This is a genomic window from Spiroplasma endosymbiont of Polydrusus formosus (assembly GCF_964263245.1).
GTDB lineage: Bacteria > Bacillota_I > Bacilli_A > Mycoplasmatales > Mycoplasmataceae > Spiroplasma.
Map to the genome: position 1 here is coordinate 1,261,928 of NZ_OZ181656.1, position 20,423 is coordinate 1,282,350.

The 20,423-nt window shown below is 20.9% G+C and carries 19 protein-coding genes; 9 read left to right on the forward strand and 10 right to left on the reverse strand.

Going from position 1 to position 20,423, the window contains the following annotated elements; genetic code table 4:
- Positions 1-3 precede the first annotated feature (3 nt).
- Together ACE38S_RS06665 and ACE38S_RS06670 are read right to left on the reverse strand one after the other, a co-directional pair.
- Complete coding sequence (locus tag ACE38S_RS06665) at positions 4-204, reverse strand: hypothetical protein (protein WP_374696910.1); 201 nt, start codon at positions 202-204, stop codon at positions 4-6.
- Positions 205-789: 585 nt separating this feature from the next.
- Positions 790-945, reverse strand: a complete 156-nt coding sequence (locus tag ACE38S_RS06670) for a hypothetical protein (RefSeq protein ID WP_374696909.1) — start codon at positions 943-945, stop codon at positions 790-792.
- Positions 946-2,306: 1,361 nt separating this feature from the next.
- Here ACE38S_RS06670 and ACE38S_RS06675 point away from each other — a divergent pair.
- Complete coding sequence (locus ACE38S_RS06675; protein ID WP_374696566.1) at positions 2,307-3,257, forward strand: IS30 family transposase; 951 nt, start codon at positions 2,307-2,309, stop codon at positions 3,255-3,257.
- Positions 3,258-3,524: 267 nt separating this feature from the next.
- Here ACE38S_RS06675 and ACE38S_RS06680 read toward each other — a convergent pair whose 3' ends face one another.
- Together ACE38S_RS06680 and ACE38S_RS06685 are read right to left on the reverse strand one after the other, a co-directional pair.
- Positions 3,525-3,680: a hypothetical protein gene (locus ACE38S_RS06680; RefSeq protein ID WP_374696928.1), complete on the reverse strand. Its 156-nt coding sequence runs from the start codon at positions 3,678-3,680 to the stop codon at positions 3,525-3,527.
- Between the two features lie 331 nt (positions 3,681-4,011).
- Positions 4,012-4,242, reverse strand: coding sequence for a recombinase RecT (locus tag ACE38S_RS06685; RefSeq protein WP_374697172.1), 231 nt, complete (start codon positions 4,240-4,242; stop codon positions 4,012-4,014).
- A 3,830-nt stretch (positions 4,243-8,072) separates the two neighbouring features.
- On the opposite strand from ACE38S_RS06685, the gene ACE38S_RS06690 reads away from it, so the two are divergent.
- On the forward strand, positions 8,073-8,882 hold the full coding sequence (locus tag ACE38S_RS06690; RefSeq protein WP_374696929.1) for a TlyA family RNA methyltransferase: 810 nt from the start codon (positions 8,073-8,075) through the stop codon (positions 8,880-8,882).
- A 50-nt stretch (positions 8,883-8,932) separates the two neighbouring features.
- Positions 8,933-9,442 carry a redoxin family protein gene (locus ACE38S_RS06695; RefSeq protein WP_374696930.1) on the forward strand — a complete coding sequence of 170 codons (510 nt, stop codon included), beginning with the start codon at positions 8,933-8,935 and terminating at the stop codon, positions 9,440-9,442.
- An 898-nt stretch (positions 9,443-10,340) separates the two neighbouring features.
- Here ACE38S_RS06695 and ACE38S_RS06700 read toward each other — a convergent pair.
- The 4 genes from ACE38S_RS06700 to ACE38S_RS06715 all read right to left on the reverse strand — a co-directional run bounded on the left by ACE38S_RS06700 (position 10,341) and on the right by ACE38S_RS06715 (position 12,642).
- Entirely contained in the window at positions 10,341-10,562 is a 222-nt protein-coding gene (locus tag ACE38S_RS06700) for a hypothetical protein (protein ID WP_374696931.1), read from the reverse strand.
- 42 nt (positions 10,563-10,604) lie between these two features.
- The gene (locus tag ACE38S_RS06705) at positions 10,605-11,021 is read right to left on the reverse strand and encodes a UPF0236 family transposase-like protein (protein ID WP_374696932.1); all 417 of its coding nucleotides are present in this window, start codon (positions 11,019-11,021) and stop codon (positions 10,605-10,607) included.
- Positions 11,022-11,235: 214 nt separating this feature from the next.
- Complete coding sequence (locus tag ACE38S_RS06710) at positions 11,236-11,388, reverse strand: hypothetical protein (RefSeq protein WP_374696933.1); 153 nt, start codon at positions 11,386-11,388, stop codon at positions 11,236-11,238.
- A 303-nt stretch (positions 11,389-11,691) separates the two neighbouring features.
- Positions 11,692-12,642 (reverse strand): IS30 family transposase, encoded by a 951-nt coding sequence (locus ACE38S_RS06715; RefSeq protein WP_374696934.1) that lies wholly within the window; start codon positions 12,640-12,642, stop codon positions 11,692-11,694.
- Positions 12,643-12,910: 268 nt separating this feature from the next.
- On the opposite strand from ACE38S_RS06715, the gene ACE38S_RS06720 reads away from it, so the two are divergent.
- The gene (locus tag ACE38S_RS06720; RefSeq protein WP_374696935.1) at positions 12,911-13,774 is read left to right on the forward strand and encodes a bifunctional 5,10-methylenetetrahydrofolate dehydrogenase/5,10-methenyltetrahydrofolate cyclohydrolase; all 864 of its coding nucleotides are present in this window, start codon (positions 12,911-12,913) and stop codon (positions 13,772-13,774) included.
- Positions 13,775-14,018: 244 nt separating this feature from the next.
- On the opposite strand, the gene ACE38S_RS06725 is transcribed toward ACE38S_RS06720, so the two are convergent.
- A complete protein-coding gene (locus ACE38S_RS06725) occupies positions 14,019-14,153 on the reverse strand; it encodes a hypothetical protein (protein WP_374696936.1) in 135 nt (44 codons plus the stop codon).
- 173 nt (positions 14,154-14,326) lie between these two features.
- Between ACE38S_RS06725 and ACE38S_RS06730 the strand changes: the two genes are divergently transcribed.
- The 4 genes from ACE38S_RS06730 to ACE38S_RS06745 all read left to right on the forward strand — a co-directional run bounded on the left by ACE38S_RS06730 (position 14,327) and on the right by ACE38S_RS06745 (position 16,175).
- Entirely contained in the window at positions 14,327-14,581 is a 255-nt protein-coding gene (locus tag ACE38S_RS06730; protein WP_374696937.1) for a hypothetical protein, read from the forward strand.
- A gap of 30 nt (positions 14,582-14,611) precedes the next feature.
- A complete protein-coding gene (locus ACE38S_RS06735) occupies positions 14,612-14,860 on the forward strand; it encodes a hypothetical protein (protein WP_374696938.1) in 249 nt (82 codons plus the stop codon).
- A 437-nt stretch (positions 14,861-15,297) separates the two neighbouring features.
- On the forward strand, positions 15,298-15,477 hold the full coding sequence (locus ACE38S_RS06740) for a hypothetical protein (RefSeq protein WP_374696939.1): 180 nt from the start codon (positions 15,298-15,300) through the stop codon (positions 15,475-15,477).
- A 431-nt stretch (positions 15,478-15,908) separates the two neighbouring features.
- On the forward strand, positions 15,909-16,175 hold the full coding sequence (locus ACE38S_RS06745; protein ID WP_374696940.1) for a hypothetical protein: 267 nt from the start codon (positions 15,909-15,911) through the stop codon (positions 16,173-16,175).
- Positions 16,176-17,295: 1,120 nt separating this feature from the next.
- On the opposite strand, the gene ACE38S_RS06750 is transcribed toward ACE38S_RS06745, so the two are convergent.
- A complete protein-coding gene (locus tag ACE38S_RS06750) occupies positions 17,296-17,631 on the reverse strand; it encodes a hypothetical protein (protein ID WP_374695916.1) in 336 nt (111 codons plus the stop codon).
- Between the two features lie 1,442 nt (positions 17,632-19,073).
- Between ACE38S_RS06750 and mnmE the strand changes: the two genes are divergently transcribed.
- Complete coding sequence (gene mnmE, locus ACE38S_RS06755) at positions 19,074-20,423, forward strand: tRNA uridine-5-carboxymethylaminomethyl(34) synthesis GTPase MnmE (protein WP_374696941.1); 1,350 nt, start codon at positions 19,074-19,076, stop codon at positions 20,421-20,423.

The window sequence follows — 20,423 nt, forward strand, 5'->3', positions numbered from 1 at the left end:
TATCTAATTGACAATTTTTTTGTTCATATCATCAATTAATCATTCAATTTTACAAAATATTTTAAGAAAATTAATTTTTGATTTATCTAATTTAACATTATTATTAATTAATATTTTTTTATAGTCTTTAAAAAGATTATTTATTTCTTTTTCGCCTTTTAAATTTAGTTCATTTTCGTTTAAAATAGCTTTATTTTTATTCATTTTTGGGTTATTTTTTATCAATTTTTTATTGTTTTCTTTACTTTCAATTAATAAAATCCCTTATTAAAAAATGTTTTTTATTATTTTACATAATTTATTTCATCACACCATAAAATTTTTACCTTTTGTTGTGCACGTGCCCTGGCCATTGGTAGCCCAAGATACCTTTAAAATAAAGGCACAATATGGGGTTAAATAAAAATATAATTATATATTTAAAAATCACTGATATAATACCGTCAATTAAATTGTTTGTCAAATTAAATAATTAAAAATTATATATTTTTTTAATATACTAAATTATAGAATAAAACCGCTAATTGAAAGTTCTTTTTATTATTTTGCTAAAATTAAAATTCATAAATAGTATCATAATTATTTAATAGTTTATATTTTTTTATAAATTGTGGATGTTCAATTATTGTATAATTAATTTTTTCTATAATTGATGATATATTTTTATCTTTTACAAAAATAATCAATTCTGATTTTGTATATATTCATGTTAAATAACTTTGCAATTGATTAATTGCATAAAACAATTGTTTTTTTATGTTAAATTTTACATTCAGATATAAATATATTTTAATTATTATATTTTAGCAATATATCTGTTTTTCCATTTATATTAAATTCTTCAGCCGTTACAGGTACTTTAAAATTTAAAGAAAGTATTAATAAAAAATAATATCTAATTGTTTCTTCGTTTTTATTACGATAAATATTTGGATACTCCTCCATTCTTTTTCCAAATTCATAAATTACACCTAATATTTGTAAATAAAGATCTTCAAAAATTATTGGATCTAAATTAAAGTCATTTTTAATTTATGGTAATTTAATTGATATTTTTTCTTTATTATTTATTGGATATACTGAAAATGTATTATTATCCTTATTTTCTATTTTTATTAATGAACAATTAAATTTTTTAAATAAGTTGTTATTGTTTTTAATTTTTCTTTTTTGTTATTAAAAATATTTTTAATATAAGATTTTAAATTATTGTTGTATGAATCAACTTCTTTTTTATATTGTCTATATATTATTTTTAATAATCTTTTATTTTCATTAATTTTATCATTAGAATAATTTACATTATTTTCTTTTCACTCAACAACAAAATAAATTTCACTATTACTTATTTGAATTTCATATTATGACATTTTTTGAGAAATATAATATGTTTTAAATAATTTTGAATCACCTTCATATAATATATTAATTTTTAACATTGTGGCAATATATTCACATGTACTTTAATTTGAAATTAAATCAAACATAGTAGGAATTATTTTTTTATTTTTATAATTTTCTGAAAATCAATTATCAAAAAATAAATTAATATGTTTTATTTCATATTTTATAAATAAATATTCAATAATATTATTTTCATCATATTAATCTCTTTTTTTATATTTTTTTATTTGCTTTTAATTTGATTATTTAACTTTAAATCTGCCATAATTAAATCTCATCTAATTAAATTTCATTAATTAAAGTATAAATATATTCATATGCAATTTTTTAAAATGACATTCTTCAAGTGCTTGTATTAAATAAATCATCTTATGTATAAACATAACCATTTTTGTCTTTTCATATATTGTTAATAATTTATCATCCTATAATCTGTTTATTCATATTCTAAATAGTTAATTATTAAACATTTAACCTCATCAATTTCATATCATTTTAAATTTAAGTTAAAATTTGTTGGCAATTAAATATTATCACACGTTGTTATTAATTACCAAATTTAAGATATAAATTTAAATTCTCAACTCATATCATAATCATTATCAATTTGTGTATAGATAATATCTTTATTACTAATTTTTAATGCTTTATTATTAATTTATTTTTCATTTAATAATCACTAATACAGTATAACATATTATATTTCCTCATAATTATTTTTATAGTTGCTCAATTTTAATAAGTAATATCATCAAGTTACACTGGATAAATTATAAGCATTAATTTATTTAATTGCTAAATTATACTTGTAAGTGCAAGTAAATAAAATTGCAAAAAATTTCATATAAAAATTTCATGATGCTAAGTTTATTTTAGAAAAATTAAAGCAAGGAGTTTTTTATATGGGATATAAACATCTTGGCATAGATGAAAGAATTTATATTGAGAATCAATTGAAATTTAAATTAAAAATTAGTGAAATAGCTAAAAATCTTAATCGAAGTATTAGTACTATTATTCGAGAAGTTAATAGAAATAAAGATAATAATCATTATTTTTCATTAATTGCACAAAATAAAGCAGAAAATAGAAAACAATCACATGTTTATTTTCATAAGTTTAAAAATAGAGAATTAGTAAAATATGTACAACAAAAATTATTATTAGGTTGATCGCCTGAACAAATTTATGGAAGAATTAAAAATTTTCATAAAGAATTAATTATTAGTTTTAAAACAATTTACAATTGAATTTATTCTGGATTACTTGAAAAGGTTACTAATAAAAATTTAAGAAGAAAAGGTAAGAAACGAAAATCTCAAGAAAATCGCGGTAAATTTAATGGTAAATCAATTAAAGAACGAAATGTTAATGTTAATAATCGCATAACTGTTGGCCATTGAGAGGGTGATACTATAGTATCATCGCGAGGTAAAAGTAAATCATGTTTAATAACTTTAGTTGAAAGAACATCAAGATTTACTTTAGCAATGTTAGTTGAAAATAGAACTACTAAAGTTATTAACGAAAACATTAGCCATTATTTATCAATTATTCCAAATAATCTTGTTAAAACTATAACATTTGATAGAGGTAAAGAATTTGCTAATTGACAACAACTTGAAAAAAATTTAAATGTGAAAATTTATTTTGCTAATGCATATTCACCCTGACAAAGAGGTACTAATGAAAATACTAACGGGTTAATTAGAGAAAAATTTCCTAAAAAATTTAATTTTTCAAATACCACGAAAAATGCAGTTCATAAATTTATATTGTCTTTAAACCATAAACCAAGAAAAATACTAAATTATCTTTCACCAATCGAATATTTGGTTAGAAAAATAATTTAGTTGCACTTAACTTTACAATTAGGCATATTTATTAATTGTTTTTTTTATTTAACTTTTTAATATAACCTCCATCAATTAATTTAAATTTTTTTATATTTTTTAGAATTATTATTTTTTTACATCTTTAACACATACTCATTTTTAAAGTGAAGTAATAATCTCTCACTTTTTCTATTCAGTAGTATGATAAAATTTATTATTAATTGGACGAATTTTATATTTATTATTCATTAATAAATTATTATTATAATATTTAATCATCATTAATTAAAATATTTTCATTAAAATTGTTATTTTTTCATTATAATTTTCATTATTAATATTGTTGTTTGATTTAATGTTAATAAGTTGTTGATTATCAATATAATTTATATTGTTATCATCATTAATAACTGTTTGATCATATTTATATGTTTCTTGCATTTCAATATTTATAATTCCTCATTTTTTTAATAAAGTAGATTAAATAGTTTTAATAGTCATATCACCAAAACAACTAACCATAAACTTTCCATATTTTTTATAAGTTTGTTAATATTTACTAAAATGACTTTCGCATTATTCTTTTGTTAAAAATAAAGTTTTCAAAACCATTAAATGATTTAAAATATGCAACATATCCAATAGTTTCTTTTTTAATTATTTGGTTTTTATCTTCTATTCAATTATAATTATATTCTTCCTTTAAAAAATTAAAATTTTTAAATTAACCATTTTTATCTTCAATAAGCATTAATAGTTAAATATTGTCCAGTTATAATAGCGAGTTGGATATATATATCCCTTTATATCCTATTTGAAGTTGTGCCAAATACTTATTTTCTTTTTCATTGTAGTAAGGTAAAACATAAATAAAATCTAAATTTTGATTTATTGGTAAATTTAATAACATACTTTGATAACACGCTGATAAAATACTATTTAATTCATATTTACTAAATAATTTATTTTTATTTCAAATTGAAAGAACATTTTTAACAAAAATATCTTTTTCTTTTTCATTTTTTTAAATAAAATCATTAAACTTTTTTATTAATGGAAATAATTATTTAATTTCATTAAATTCAACATTTAATAAATTTAATATTTGATTAATATTGTTTTTTAGTGTTAATTTTTAACACAATCGTATAATATTCTTGATGAAAATTAATGAATAATATTACCCCTAATTATTGCTTTATTAAAATATACAAAACATTTAATATCATAATAATTTTTATTAAAATATTTACTAACTATGGATTTAACACTTGGCAAAAATTTATTATTAAATTTATATCTATGTTTATCTTTTAAAAATTCAGCTTCATACTTTAAATTAATATTTTTATCAATAAATTTCATAAATAATTTAATAATGAAATTTTGTTTTATAATTAATTTATAATCCATCTATTTTAGGATTTTCAATTTGCTGATTTTTTATTCAATTTAAAACATAGTCTGTATCGAATTATTTTTTTATAAACTAATTAGGAACTTTATCAATGTCAATTATTTTAATATCATATTCTTTTTTTATTTTTTGTTTTTTTGCTTTAATCCTCTAATTTTTAATTAGTTTTCACTAATTAATTGATCAATAACTTCAACATTATTAGTTAATTATTTATTTTATAAAATTAATTGTTGCTGTTTTTCATGTCAATAAACTTGTTTTTGTAAAATTTCATCTATTAAATCTTTAAATTTATTGCTAATTTCTTTTTTAAAAAATAATAAAAATCCTTCTTACTTGATTTAAAAAATTAAATCTCTATCAAAATAAAAATAAGAAAATAGATAAACATATCATAAAGACGTTGATTATTTTTTTCTTCCATTTTTAAAATAGACTTTAATTCACTACCACTATCTGCATTTTTTTATTTTTAATTGTGTAATTAATGATTTTATTCTGTAAAGAATTAAAATAATCAATCTGATTTTTATCAGTTATTTTTGATATAAAATATTTCAAATAATTTAAATAATCATTAAGTTAATTCCTTGGTTTTGTTTTTTCATCTTTAATATCATTTTTAGTTATTAATTCTTTTATAGTTGTTAATTACATATTTTTTATTTATTCCTTTTGTTATTTACTATTAAATAGTTTGATTATTTTTAATTTTATAAAATATAAAATTGGTAAACATATTTTATTTGTAATTAATATTCTGATAATTATTTGTTATAGATTTAAAATCGCAAGATTTAATCAAAAAAAAATAAAATCAATCAGAAGATAAATAATTATGTTTGTTAATAAAATTAGAATAATTTTAATAATATGATTTATTTTTATTCAATTAATTAGTTTAATTAAAATAGCTAATAAACTTGTACCAGTATTTCAACATAATAATCCCACAGTAAAACCTCATAATAATAAATCAAATATATAATATAACATAAATCCAATCAACAAATACCGATATCAATTTAAAATAAATCCACTTATAAAAATAATAATTAAAAATAACGAAATTGATGTTATTTAAATAATTTTTATTCGCATCACTTGTGATAATACAACCATAATGACAATTAAAACTGCCACATAATTTATTTTTTTTAATCAATTGAAAGTTATTAATTTTTTAAAAATTTAATTTAATTTGTATTTTATTTACTCTTTTTTCTATAATTGCAAAGTAATTATTATTTATTCACAACCTAGTCGTTTTCGGTTTAATTATTCACAAACATATGTGGTTGTACCACTTACTATAAAAGGATCTAAAATTAAATCATTTTATTTGCTATGTTTTTAATAAAATTGCCAAATATATTTAATGGTTTTTCTGTTTGATGTTATGTTTTTATATTATGAATCTATTGGGTTTTTAAATATTGTTTTTTTGTTTTCATAGGTTTTTATATAGTTTGGTGTTGGATCTTTTTTATAATAAATAATCATACAATATTCTTTATCTTACAAAATAAAATTATTAGTTGGCATTAAGTTTGTTTTTTCTCAAAAATAAAAATCAAAATTAATATTATTTTTATAAACTTAATCCAAGTAACCTTTAATTTGTCTTATATTCATTCAAATTAACATAAATTTATTTTTTGAAATTCGATAAATTTCATCTAAATACGTATTTATATCAAATGAATTATGTAAATTATTATCATAAATAGCATTAATATATTTATTTATACTTTTTGATATTTCACTGGAATTTATTTGTTATTTTTTCATTGTTGGTAAATCATATATTGGTAAATCATATAAATAAGGTGGGTCAATTAATATTAAATCAACGCTATCATTTTCTAATGTTTTGACAAAATATAAAGCATCAGTATTTATTAACTTACCTAAATTAATCTTAAATTCTTTAATTAAATTATCATCCTATTTTTTTTATTTTATTAATTAAAAATTTTTAAATATTTTTTAGCATTATTTTTTATATAATTTTAAGATATGTTTATCAAAAATATTTAATTTAATATATTTATATTGTTTGTTTATGATAGAGATTGAAATAAATATATTATTAATACTTTTTTACTTACTTTTACTCTAATTTATTTATTAACAAATATATTAAATTTGTTATTAACTAATTATTTATGAGAGAGTGTGATAAAAATATTAATATTTTTATTTCTTTATCTCTCTGTCTTTTTAATAAATATATTAAATATATAGTAAAAATAAATTTTGGCACATTAAAAATATGCAAAATAGTAAAAATGGAACACTGAAAAATACTATTAAGTTTTTAAAAGTGTTTTGAAATAGTGAAATGGCAATACTTTAATTTAATAAATATATTATTAAAATTAATTAAAACAAAGAAGTTGAAATGATTATAACTAATTAAAAAGGATATTACCATTTCACCATTTCAAATATTTATTGTTAAAAACAAAAAATACCACTTTTATGTAAATGGTGTTGCTTTTGCGTTAATTAATTTCTAATTTTTATATTTTTATCTTACTTTTATTTATACTACCATAATATTATTAATGCTTTGTCGATTAAATCATTAAAAGATAATGATGGAAATAATAAAATATATATTGAAAATATTCATGTTAAAGCAAACTTTATTGATAAAGATTCCTATGTTCATATTAATTATATTGAAACTTTTTATCCATTTTGTTTTTTATATGAAAAAGAGATAATAATGGCTCTAAAATTAAAATCACAGGTATTATGAAAAAAGAAATTATTTATAAACTTTCAAAACATTTATTTAATCAATTTATAAGGATTTAAAATAACTATTTAAATTATTTTTTCTTTGGAATAAATTTGATATAATTATTTTAGTCAAGTGGGTGATAAGTTGAAACACAATAAATTTAATTATTATAATTAATCAAATAATAAATTAGTAAAAAATGGCAAATGTTACAAGACACCAAATAACGTTTATTAAATTTATCAAGGAAAATCAAATATGTACTGTTATGAAAACCAGTTGATATTATAATAGACCTAAATAATCAGTAATTAATTATTCATAAAAATATGGCTTCTTTAGTACAAAAGTATCAGTTGCCTCAAACAATATATTATTTTTTTAAATATAATAATATTAATAATATATTATTATAATGTAATTATATTATTAGTAATTATTTAAAAATTATTGAAGCTAAAATTAATCAAAACTTTGTTTCATTATAATGGTCATTATCATATGGTATTTATTTCTTTAAATAAATTACTAATTATATTTTAGCCAAGATACTATTTTATAAACTTATTACAAAACAAAAACACGAAAACATTGGTTATTATTTTGGTCATCAAAACCAACGTGCTTTTAATAAAAGTAAATGAAAGAGGAATAAATTTGAATGAAAATGCGATTAGATCAATTGATGGTTAATAATAATTTATCTCCTTCCAAAGAAAAAGCGAAGGCGATGATTTTAGCTAATAATGTGTTAGTAAATAATGTCCCTGCTTTAAAAGCAGGTGAATTAGTCCAACTCGATAGTATTATTACTTTACGGGGTGAGACATTAAAATATGTTTCTTGCGCGGGAGAAAAGTTAGCAAAAGGTTTAACTTCTTTTAACTTAACAGTTAATAATCTTATTTGTCTTGATATTGGCGCATCAACGGGTGGCTTTACTGATTGTTTATTACAAAATCATGCTAAAAAAGTATATGCGGTTGATGTTGGAACAAATCAATTAGCTTGAAAATTACGAAGTAATTCGCAAGTAGTTTCATTAGAAAAAACCAATTTTCGGTATGTTACGAAAGAATTATTTGCCCCTGATCAAATTGAATTTGCTTGTTGTGATGTTTCATTTATTTCATTAGATAAAATTACCCCTACATTAAAAGATATTTTGTTATTAAATCGTTATGCTTTTTTCTTAATTAAACCCCAATTTGAGAGTACCAAAGAAATGGTTAATAAAGGGAAAATTAATCAAAAAACAGTTCATTATGATGTTATTAAGAAAATATTTAATTTAGCTATTGATAATGGTTTTAGTGTTATTAATTGTGATTACTCCCCGATTTTAGGAAATAAGAAGAAAAACATTGAATTTATTTGTTTATTACAACGAGTAACAAAACCAATTAACCATCTTTTTGATCAAATGATTACAACAATAATTGAAAATGCTTGAAATAGTTTACTATTTTAATAACATTTTAAGATATAATATGTTCAAAGCAGAAGGGGGTAGTAAACTTTATGGCAGTTGGAACAATGAGTTGTGATGTTACAACTTTACTAGCAAAAGATCACCTCAAAGTTGGTGATAAGATAATATTTAAAGCCGATATGGTTGATTGAAAAGATTTTGAATTGACAACAACGGTAACTAAAGCATATAAAGTGATTTCATCAGTGCCTAGTATTGATACCAGTGTTTGTTTAACTCAAACAAAGCAATTTAATGAAACAATTATTAGCAAATATAATGATGTTCAATTAATAACAATTTCACGAGACTTACCGTTTGCTTTAAAACGCGCTTGCTCGGGATTTATTAATTCAGAACATATTTTGTTATCAGATACTAATTATCGTGAATTTGGTAACTACACAAAGTTATATTTTACTTTTAATAATTTATTAGCACGTAGTGTTATAGTTTTGAATCAAAATAATGAAACAATTTATTTACAAATTGTGTCACTAGTTTCTTTAGAACCAAATTATGATGAAGTTTATCAATTTTTAACTACATTACAAAAATAAAAAAAAAACTCTCTTTTATCTTATAGTTTTTTTGTTTTTTTATAAATTACCAAATTATTTCACCAATTCCTTAATAATGAATATTATTGAAAGGAATAGCATTGTTAATTTTTATTAAAAATATATAACAAAATTTGTATCAACTATTAATTGTAATTATTGTCATTTATTGGCATTTATGTTTACCATTAGCGCCGATTTTTGGTCGCATGAAAAAAGAAGGGTTTTGAAAAACTCAGAGATTTAATAAGAATAAATAAACCATTTTAATAAATGGTTTATTTATTCTTAAATTGTAAAATTAAATGGGACAGTTAAACAAATAAAAATATTGTGTTAAAATCCAAATTTAAAAAAGGATAAATAACACAATGTATCAAAAAATCACAATAGAAAAATTAATTTCAATTCAACAATATCAAAATTTTAATTATTCAATCAGAAAAACAGTTTATGAAATAAATCAAAATAAAATAACTGTCCATAAAATCATAAAATTTATAAAATGTTGGCCGCTGATTTAAACTAAATTGAAATTTATGAAAATAGTAATAAAGACAAAAAAGTTGGTTGCAAATAAAAAATATTAAATAAAATTTATCTTGAAATTATTAATTAGGCGTCCTGTATGATGAACCCAAAAAACAATTATTGTTATGTTATTTTTTTATTTTCGTATTATGTAAATTCAAGTAGGATATCCCAACTATTATTAATTGGTCGCATAAATTATTTTGGGGTTTTAAATTAATACCTTAGAAATTGTGAAATAATATACCAATTACTTAGCTAAATTATATTACTTTTAATTTTATTGTCAATATATTTTTGTATTTTTTTAAATTTTTCCACAATAAAAATGTATTTTTATTAAAATTATTTAATTTCTTATATAAAACTAATAAAAATATAAGTTTGGTTGTAAATTATTATTTACAAAATTATTAACTGAATAATTAATTCTATTTTCTTCTAATAGTTGTTCATTACCATTAAATAAATCAATTCTATTTTTTAATCCCATCATATTAGCATTTAATTTATTTCTAATAGTTTTTTCACTATAAATGGATTTTTTGATCATAGTGCCTTTTCAATAATGAGAAATATCACCTTCCATATGACAACCAACATTATTTCATAGTGTTTGATTTTTGACACCTTATTCATTATTTTTAATTAATGTAATAGTTTTATTCAAAAAATCTAATTTATAATCACTTATAAAAGATTTACTATCTTCTAAGTATTGTAATAATTCTTTATATTTAGCATTATAAAAATAATCAATGGCTTTATGATATGTTTCTCTATTTTCCTTATTTTTATTTTGAAATGAATATAATTTTTTAAATCTACTTGTAAGATGAAATTTATCTATTGTCTGTTGAATTTTATTTTTAGGAAAATATTGATGCATAAAATTTTTAGTATTTTTAATTCATAATGCACCATCGCCTAAAATCATAATTTCAATATTGGGTGTCAAGTTGTAATGAGTTTCAATTAAAGTAAATAATTTTATAAGAACTGGTTTTAAATTTGCTTCTTTTTTAAAATAATCTGGAATATTATCCATTTCAAAAACACCTAATTTATTTGCAATTACAGGTCTTTTTACAGTATATTTTTCTTCATCATATCCAAGTATGTACAGTAGATACTATCGTGTGTTTTTTTATCTTTTTTCTTCCTTGTTTTGTTGCATCTAACATTTTCAAATAAGTACCATTCATTTGAATATATAAAGTATGCGGAATATCTATTTTTTTATTAGTTTTATTAATGTAATATTATTCATCTGTTTTTGCATTTTTCATAATATTAGATATTGTCATTAAACTAATTTTTATATGTTCCATAGTATCTAAAATATCCTTATATATTTTTTTATCAGTAATAAATGATAATATTTTTTCTTTAACATCATTAATTACTCTTTTCATTTTTCAATTCCAACAATTAAATCTAAAAGAAAAACATATTATTCTTTACCTATTTCTGGATTAATTTTATAATATCTTCTTCTTTTAAAGTTATTTATCCTTTTAAAATTATTACTGTTATTTCAATTTTGTTTTTTACTTTATATTATTTCAAACTTTCATCATTCTTATAATTTTTAAAAATTAATTCATCATAATTTTCTAAATTTTGTTTAATCAAATCAACACTTTGTTTATCTAATAAAATATTAAAGTTGTTAAAAAAGTTACTATCAAATTGCCTAATTGTAAAGTTAAGTGCAACTAAATTATTTTTCTAACCAAATATTCGATTGGTGAAAGATAATTTAGTATTTTTCTTGGTCTATGGTTTAAAGACAATATAAATTTATGAACTGCATTTTTCGTGGTATTTGAAAAATTAAATTTTTTAGGAAATTTTTTTCTAATTAACCCATTAGTATTTTCATTAGTACCTCTTTGTCAGGGTGAATATGCATTAGCAAAATAAATTTTCACATTTAAATTTTTTTCAAGTTGTTGTCAATTAGCAAATTCTTTACCTCTATCAAATGTTATAGTTTTAACAAGATTATTTGGAAGAATTGATAAATAATGGCTAATGTTTTCGTTAATAACTTTAGTAGTTCTATTTTCAACTAACATTGCTAAAGTAAATCTTGATGTTCTTTCAACTAAAGTTATTAAACATGATTTACTTTTACCTCGCGATGATACTATAGTATCACCCTCTCAATGGCCAACAGTTATGCGATTATTAACATTAACATTTCGTTCTTTAATTGATTTACCATTAAATTTACCGCGATTTTCTTGAGATTTTCGTTTCTTACCTTTTCTTCTTAAATTTTTATTAGTAACCTTTTCAAGTAATCCAGAATAAATTCAATTGTAAATTGTTTTAAAACTAATAATTCATTCTTTATGAAAATTTTTAATTCTTCCATAAATTTGTTCAGGCGATCAACCTAATAATAATTTTTGTTGTACATATTTTACTAATTCTCTATTTTTAAACTTATGAAAATAAACATGTGATTGTTTTCTATTTTCTGCTTTATTTTGTGCAATTAATGAAAAATAATGATTATTATCTTTATTTCTATTAACTTCTCGAATAATAGTACTAATACTTCGATTAAGATTTTTAGCTATTTCACTAATTTTTAATTTAAATTTCAATTGATTCTCAATATAAATTCTTTCATCTATGCCAAGATGTTTATATCCCATATAAAAAACTCCTTGCTTTAATTTTTCTAAAATAAACTTAGCATCATGAAATTTTTATATGAAATTTTTTGCAATTTTATTTACTTGCACTTACAAGTATAATTTAGCAATTAAAAAAGACATAATTTTATTTTTGTCTTTTTCTTATTTTTTGGAAAATCCCACCAACGAATATTTTACGCGCTTTAATATGTATTTAATTTTATAACCCTTTCAGATACAATTATTCATATAAAAGTATTTTAGCATAGAAAAGAGCGAAAATTTGATGGATAAAACAAAAATAATTGATGGGAAAATGGTTAGTGAATTAATTAAAACAAAAGTTACGGAAAAAGTTACAAAAATAAAAGCAGCAGAACAACGAATTCCTGCCTTAACTATTATTCAAATTGGTAATAATAAAGCAAGTAGTACTTACATTAAAAATAAAAAAATTGCTTGTGAAAAAGTTGGCATTAATTGTAATGTTTTAAATTATCTCGATACTTTCTCTGAAACAGCATTAATCAAAATTATTGATGAATTGAACAATAATGCAGAGATTGACGCTATTCTTGTTCAACTTCCTTTACCAGAGCATATTAATAGTGAAAAGATTATTAATACAATTGCAACAAAAAAAGATGTTGATGGTTTCAAACCTGAAATCTTGGGAAATTTAATGCTTGGTCATTATAATCTATTACCGGGAACACCCAAAGGAATTATGGCCCTGTTCAGACACTATCAAATTCAATTATCTGGGCAACACGCTGTTATTCTTGGTCGTAGTAATATTGTTGGAAAACCTCTTGCTAATATCTTAATAAATGCTTCAGCAACAGTAACGGTTTGTCATTCACAAACAAAGGATTTAACTGCTTTAACAAAGCAAGCTGATATTTTAATTTCTGCAGTTGGAAAAGCAAAATTTGTAACAGCATCAATGATTAAAGAAGACGCTATTGTTATTGATGTTGGTATTAATCGGGATGAACATAATAATTTATGTGGCGATGTTGATTTTGAAAACGTTTTACCAAAAGTAAAAATGATTACCTCCGTCCCCGGCGGGGTTGGGCCAATGACAATTTCTTCATTATTAGAAAATATTTTATATCTTTACCATATAAATCAAACTGAAATTTAAAATAAAAAAGCGGGTTACCCGCTTTTTTATTAAAGTTCTTGTTATTTTAAATTTTGTAAAATTGATTCAATACTATTAGTATTATCTAATGAATTATTAAAAATAAATTATAAATCAGGACAACAATAAATTTATAATTTATGCACTAATTTACTACGGATTTTACTTTTATAATTTTGCACAATAGTATTAAGTTATGCTTCTGGTTTATTTAATAATGTTGAATAATAAGCCTTGACACGGCCTAAATATTTGATAATTTTACCGCATTCACTGATAAATTATTTAAAATATCATCGCTAATTTCGTGTTGCATAATAATTGTTAAATCAAAAGCAATCAAAGATTTCATTATTTCAAATTTAATTTTATTTATCATTATCTCACATTTTTTCTAACTTATTAATATTATATCAAAACATTTTATAAAAACTAATAATTTTATTACGAAACAAAATTATTTTAAAATAAAAAAGGACCCAATTGATTTGTTAGGTAACGTAACTAAAAAATAATTTTTATGATAATATGTAAATATATCATGGAGGAATTATGAAACGTTTAAATTTTCGAATTTGATACAAAGATTATCTTTGATATTATAAAATAATAATTGCTATCTTAGCTTTTACTTTTTTAACTTATGGTTTTTATATGGATATTTTTAAAAAATTTTGATGTGTTAAATGAACAAACCTTACTAGTTTACAAAATTATAATATCTTATTAAGTTTTTATTCTGTACAAGTTAATATTATAACGATTGTTTGATTATTATTAGCCGTTTTTAATCATCATCGTGAATAAAAAAGTTGATTTTTCTCCACCAATGCAAAATTGAGTATTATAAATTGAAACTTATTAATGTTTTTTATTTTTTGAATTGGAATTATCATTGATTATAAAAACGGAGCAGTAACAATTGCTGATTATAGTAAAGATAAAATTAGTTGTACAATTGTTAATCATTTTATTATGTCAATTATCATGCCAATTCTCTTTTTTGGTTATACCTTCTTGTCATTTGATGATCATCGTTTGAGTTGAACAAAAGAATTTTTGCAAAAGACTGATGAGTTATTTTAAGTTATCCATTTTTTTATTTAATGTATGTTATTTATTGTTCAAGCGGCCCGCTTGAACACAAGATGTAAATATCGATTAGGATTATCCTTATCCATTATTAAATATTGATAATAATCCAATGATTCCAGGTGCATCGCGAGTACAAGCAAACGTGATTTATTGATTTTATTTTCATTATTGTTTTCACTATTTTTAATGTTGGTTTACAAAGTTTTAACAATGCAATGTATAGAGTTTTTAACCGTTATCAAAACAAAACTGTATAAGTTCCAATAAGTTGAATTATATTTATGTGGACTTTCAAAAAAAAATATAATTATGAAGAAAGTAAGAATATAAAAATAGGAAGAAATTCATCGATATATGAATTTAAAAAACAAATTGTTTTACTTTATCAAAATGGCAAAACTATTTTTGAAATTTTTAAATAATATAAGGTGTCAAAATCAACTATATATCAGTTAATTGAAAAATTTCATAATTATGGATTTTTTAAAGCGAAAAATAATCGCACTGTTGAAGAAAATGAACTTGATTGCCTTGCGAAAAGAATTAATCCAATTATAATGAAAAACAACCCCTTAAAGCAAGCAGTGCTGATAATTAGCAAAAAATAGAAATTATTAACAATAATAAAGAAAAATATTCCATGCGAAAAATTGGTCAAATAGGATCAAATTAAAGATAGCAAAATCAACATATTACTATCAAATTAATAAATGTGGCTATAGTTGATATTAATAATTATGAACAAAAAGTTATCAGCGCATTTAATGCTAATCGTAAAATTTATGGATCTTGTAAAATTAAAGCTTTTTAAATCAGAAAAATATTATCTTATCGCGAAGAAAAATTCGCCAACTTATGATTACGATATTTTAATTTGGTGCATTTAGATACTAACTAATCTTTAATCATAAGTTGGTGGTTAATAACGACGAAATTAGCAACGTTTTAAACTGTGAATTTAATTAATAAACAACCCAATGAAGTTGTTGTTAATGATTTAACATATGTTTAATGTGGTGCTAAATGACATTATTTTTGTTTGTTAATTGACTTGTTTAATCGTGAAATAATTGGCTATAGTGTCGAGACAAATAAAATAGTACAACTAGTGCAAGAAACCTTTTATTCAATTATAAGACCATTAAAACAAATTACGTTATTTCATACTGACTTGGGCAATGAATTTAAAAATAAAATAATTGATAATACCTTAAATATTTTTAACATCAAACAATCATTAAACAATAAAGGTTGTTCTTATGATAATGTTATGGATGAAACAACTTACAAAAATTTTAAAACATAATTTGTCAAGGAACAAAAATTTATAAATTTAACCCAATTAAAATACAAATTATTTGACTTTGTGCATTGATATAACAATATTTGAATTCATGGTAGTTTAAATTATTTAATACCTGTTGAATTTAGAAAACAACAGTCCATATAAAAAGTGTCCTAAAAAAGGTTATTAATCAAAAGTATTTTTTTAACTTGTCCACAAACAGACATATATGGTTTTTTGCATTTATTACACGCTCATCATGTATTACATAAATATCTTTTTTTAATTAATTAAGTTATTTACTCCCTTTGTTGTTATAATTTATAATCTGTTGAACTATTATGTTTAACCATTGATATTAATTCAAAATGTAAAGTATAAAAATAACTATCAAATATATCACCATATAAGTCTAGCATTTTTTCTTCTCTGGCATTTGGTTTATCTTATCATTTAATTAATTCATATTGTGTTTTACTTATAGAACATTTTTCTCATAATAATTTTAATTGGTTTGTATTTATTAAAATTATAAATGCTTCAATACGGTTGTCTTATTTTAAATTTCTGTTTTTGTGCTTTGTTTAAATGTTATATATTGACCAAAAGAGTAATTATATTTCTCTCGATTTAAAACTTTGTAATGTTGAATAAGCACTATCATCAACATTTATTGATATACCTTGTTTGTATTAAATTAAAATATTGATTTAATTGATTGTTATAAAACTCTAAAATATCTTTTACTTTTTCTAATTTATTTTTAAATTGCTGAGTAGCATTTGAATGAGTATACTTTGCTTAACGATTAAGTTTAAAAATAAGGAGTTTTAATACCTTAATTGTAAATATATTTAGGGCGCTTTATTGAATATTTTGTATTAAATTCAATGAATTTTTATAATTTAATGATTTTCTTGGTATTAAATTTATTTTCAATGTTATTTTATTTAAATAATTTTGAGAAAATATTGATAAATCTATTCATTTTGGTAAAATTCGTCTCAAAATTCCATTATTATTTTCGTTTAATTATTTTTGGATAGAACAACCAGTATCAGCAAAATAAACTTTTATTTTATAAATATTTTCAAATTTTTTCACCTAATAAATTCTTTACCACGATCAAATGTAATTGTTTTTATTGTGCTAGGTGGTTTTTGTTTAAAATAAATTTTATTATAATTTCTATGACATCTTTGCTTTTGCTACTATTAGTTACTAGTGGGATTGATGTTTTAAATAATATATCAACCAAAGTTATAATTGCTATTTTTTGGTTTTTACCAACTATAGTATCTCCCTCTGGATGACCAAAGACATTTATTGCTTTAATATTTGGAAATTCAATATTACGTTCAACAATTGTTTGACAATTATTAACTTTTCTATGGTTTTCTGTTTTATTATGTGGTTTATTTTTATCTTTTCGTAATAAATTTTCTTTATTAAAATTATAACGATAAAAGTTAAACATAAATAAATTCTTTGAACAGATAAAATCTTTGTCAATATTTCTTATTATATTTGTAATAATATCTGGTGAAGTAGTGTTAATAATTAACTAAATAATTAATAATTTAAAGGTAAATTTTATTTAATGTTTTTTTGCGACCATCTTTTTTGTTTTTATTACTATTTTAATAAATTTCAATTTGGTTTAAACCAGAGCCAACATTTTATAAATTATATGGACAGTTTTTTACTTTGATTTATTTCATAAGCTGTTTTTCTAATTTAATAATTAAAATTTTGATATTGTTGGATTGAAATTAATTTTTCTATTGTGTTTTTTGATACACTGTGTTATTTATCCTTTTTTAAATTTGGATTTTAACACAATATTTTTATTTGTTTAACTGTCCCATTTAATTTTACAATTCAAGAATATGCAAAGTTTTGCATTTTAATTTACAATTTCTAATAAAATAAAATTAACTAATATTTTTATTAATTTTTACTTTATGTTTATAATTATTAATCTCAGTTTTTGCTGATATGACGTCAAATATTGATCCAATTAATAGTAAACCACTGCTAAAACCAAAAAATATGAATAGTATTATTAAAACAAAAATCATTAGTTTATCACTAATACTAGCAGTTTTTATAAAGATTAAAGGCGAGAAAGACACACACAATAAAAGAGTAAACCATCGCCAACGCTGAAAAAGTAACCTAATCTTTGAATTACTGATTTTTTTGAATTAATTAATATTATTCCAATAAGGATTATTCCGATAAAAGACAACAAAAATAGTTAAAATAATTCCGACGTTTTTAATTAAAGTTAAACTAGTATATAAACTACTTTTAATTCATCGAAAAAATCTGCCAGAAAATTTTTAAATTTTACTATTAATAAATTTTTTAATTAATATCAACAATGTTGAAATAATAAGAAAGTATAGTAACGTTATCATTAATAAATAGATATTCAAATTAGAAATTGTTTTTGAAAATATGTTCATCGGACATTCTCTCCCCTCTTATTTATTATTTTCATAGTGATTTTAATAAATAAAAAAAACATCATACGATTAATTTTACCATAGATAATTACGCCAAAAAGTTTAAAAAATGTATTAAAACATTATCTTTAAATTAGTTTTTGTTATAATTAATTATTTATGGAAACACCAATGATTTTAAACAATTTATATGCTTCCGTTTTTTATTTATTAAATTTACATAAAATTATTGATTTTTTTATTAATGGTGATTTTATATTTTTTATCTTTGATATAGTTAAATTCTTAACTTATCAAAGATAAAACATTTTTTAAATAGTGGATTAATTCAAAAATAAATTTGACTGAAAAAGTTGCAACAAAAACCAAAATAAATTAATTTTTAAGACTTGAATTTATAATTTATAGTTTGATATAATGTAATGAGGTAAAAAAGGAGTTTTATAAAATGTTTGAAGATACAATAATTGCCCCGGCAACTGCAATGGTTAAACAAGCAATTGCCATTATTCGTATGTCGGGAATTGATGGTTATAAAATTATTAATAAAATTTTTTCAAAAAAGGTTACTCCTCATGGTAATCAAGTTTGTTATGGTTATTTAAAAGATGGTAACGAAATTATTGACCATGTTATTTTAGTTTGTTTTAAAAAGCCTAATTCTTTTACTGGGGAAGATATTATTGAAATAAACTGTCATGGGGGCGTATTAGTTACAAACAATATTATTAAATTATTGTTAAAAAATGGTGCGCGCTTAGCAAACAGAGGTGAATTTTCTCAACGAGCATTTTTGAATGGTAAGCTTAATTTAATTCAAACGGATGCTATTAATAATTTAATAAACGCAACAAATGATACCAGTGCAAAAATTGCTTTAAACAATTTACAAAATAAAAATACGCACTTAATCATTACTTATCGCAATCAGTTATTAGATATTATTGCTAATATTGAAGTAAATATTGATTATCCTGAATATGATGGCGTTTGTGATTTGACAACGCAAGAATTAAACCAACAGTTATTAGGGTTAGAACAAAAGATTAACGATTTAGTTAATATTAGTAAAGTTGGGAAAATGATTAATGATGGAATTAATGTTTTAATTTTAGGGAAACCAAATGTTGGAAAGTCATCATTATTAAATGCCTTAATGAATGAGGATAAAGCGATTGTTTCGGATTTACCAGGAACAACAAGAGATATTGTTGAGGGAAAAATTAATTTGGGAGCATTAACATTAAATATTATTGATACTGCTGGGTTGCGTGAAGCAGTTGATAAAATTGAACAAATTGGAATTGATAAGGCTTTCCAACAAGCTATTAATGCTGATTTAATTTTAATTGTTGCGGATAATTATGAGGATTTAATTAATTTAAATCCAGATCTTAAAGAATTAATTAAAGATAAAGAGTACTTTTTAGTTTTAAATAAAAATGATTTATTTGTTCCACAATCTCAAACTGATAATTTAGAACAAAATATTCTGATTATTTCAGCTTTAAAGCGGGATATTAAAGCATTAATTGACAAAATTTTAAATTTATATAATACAACTCAGATTACAAAAGATGATCAACTAGTTTTATCAAATATAAAACAAGTTTCTTTATTAGAGAGGGTAGCAAATGCAATAAAAAATGCATATAATAATAGTGCGAGTGGATTTCCGGTTGATATTATTAATGTCGACTTACATGAGGCTTGAGAAATATTGGGTGATATTATAGGTGAAAATTATGAAGACGATTTATTAACAACAATTTTTAATAAGTATTGTCTAGGAAAATAG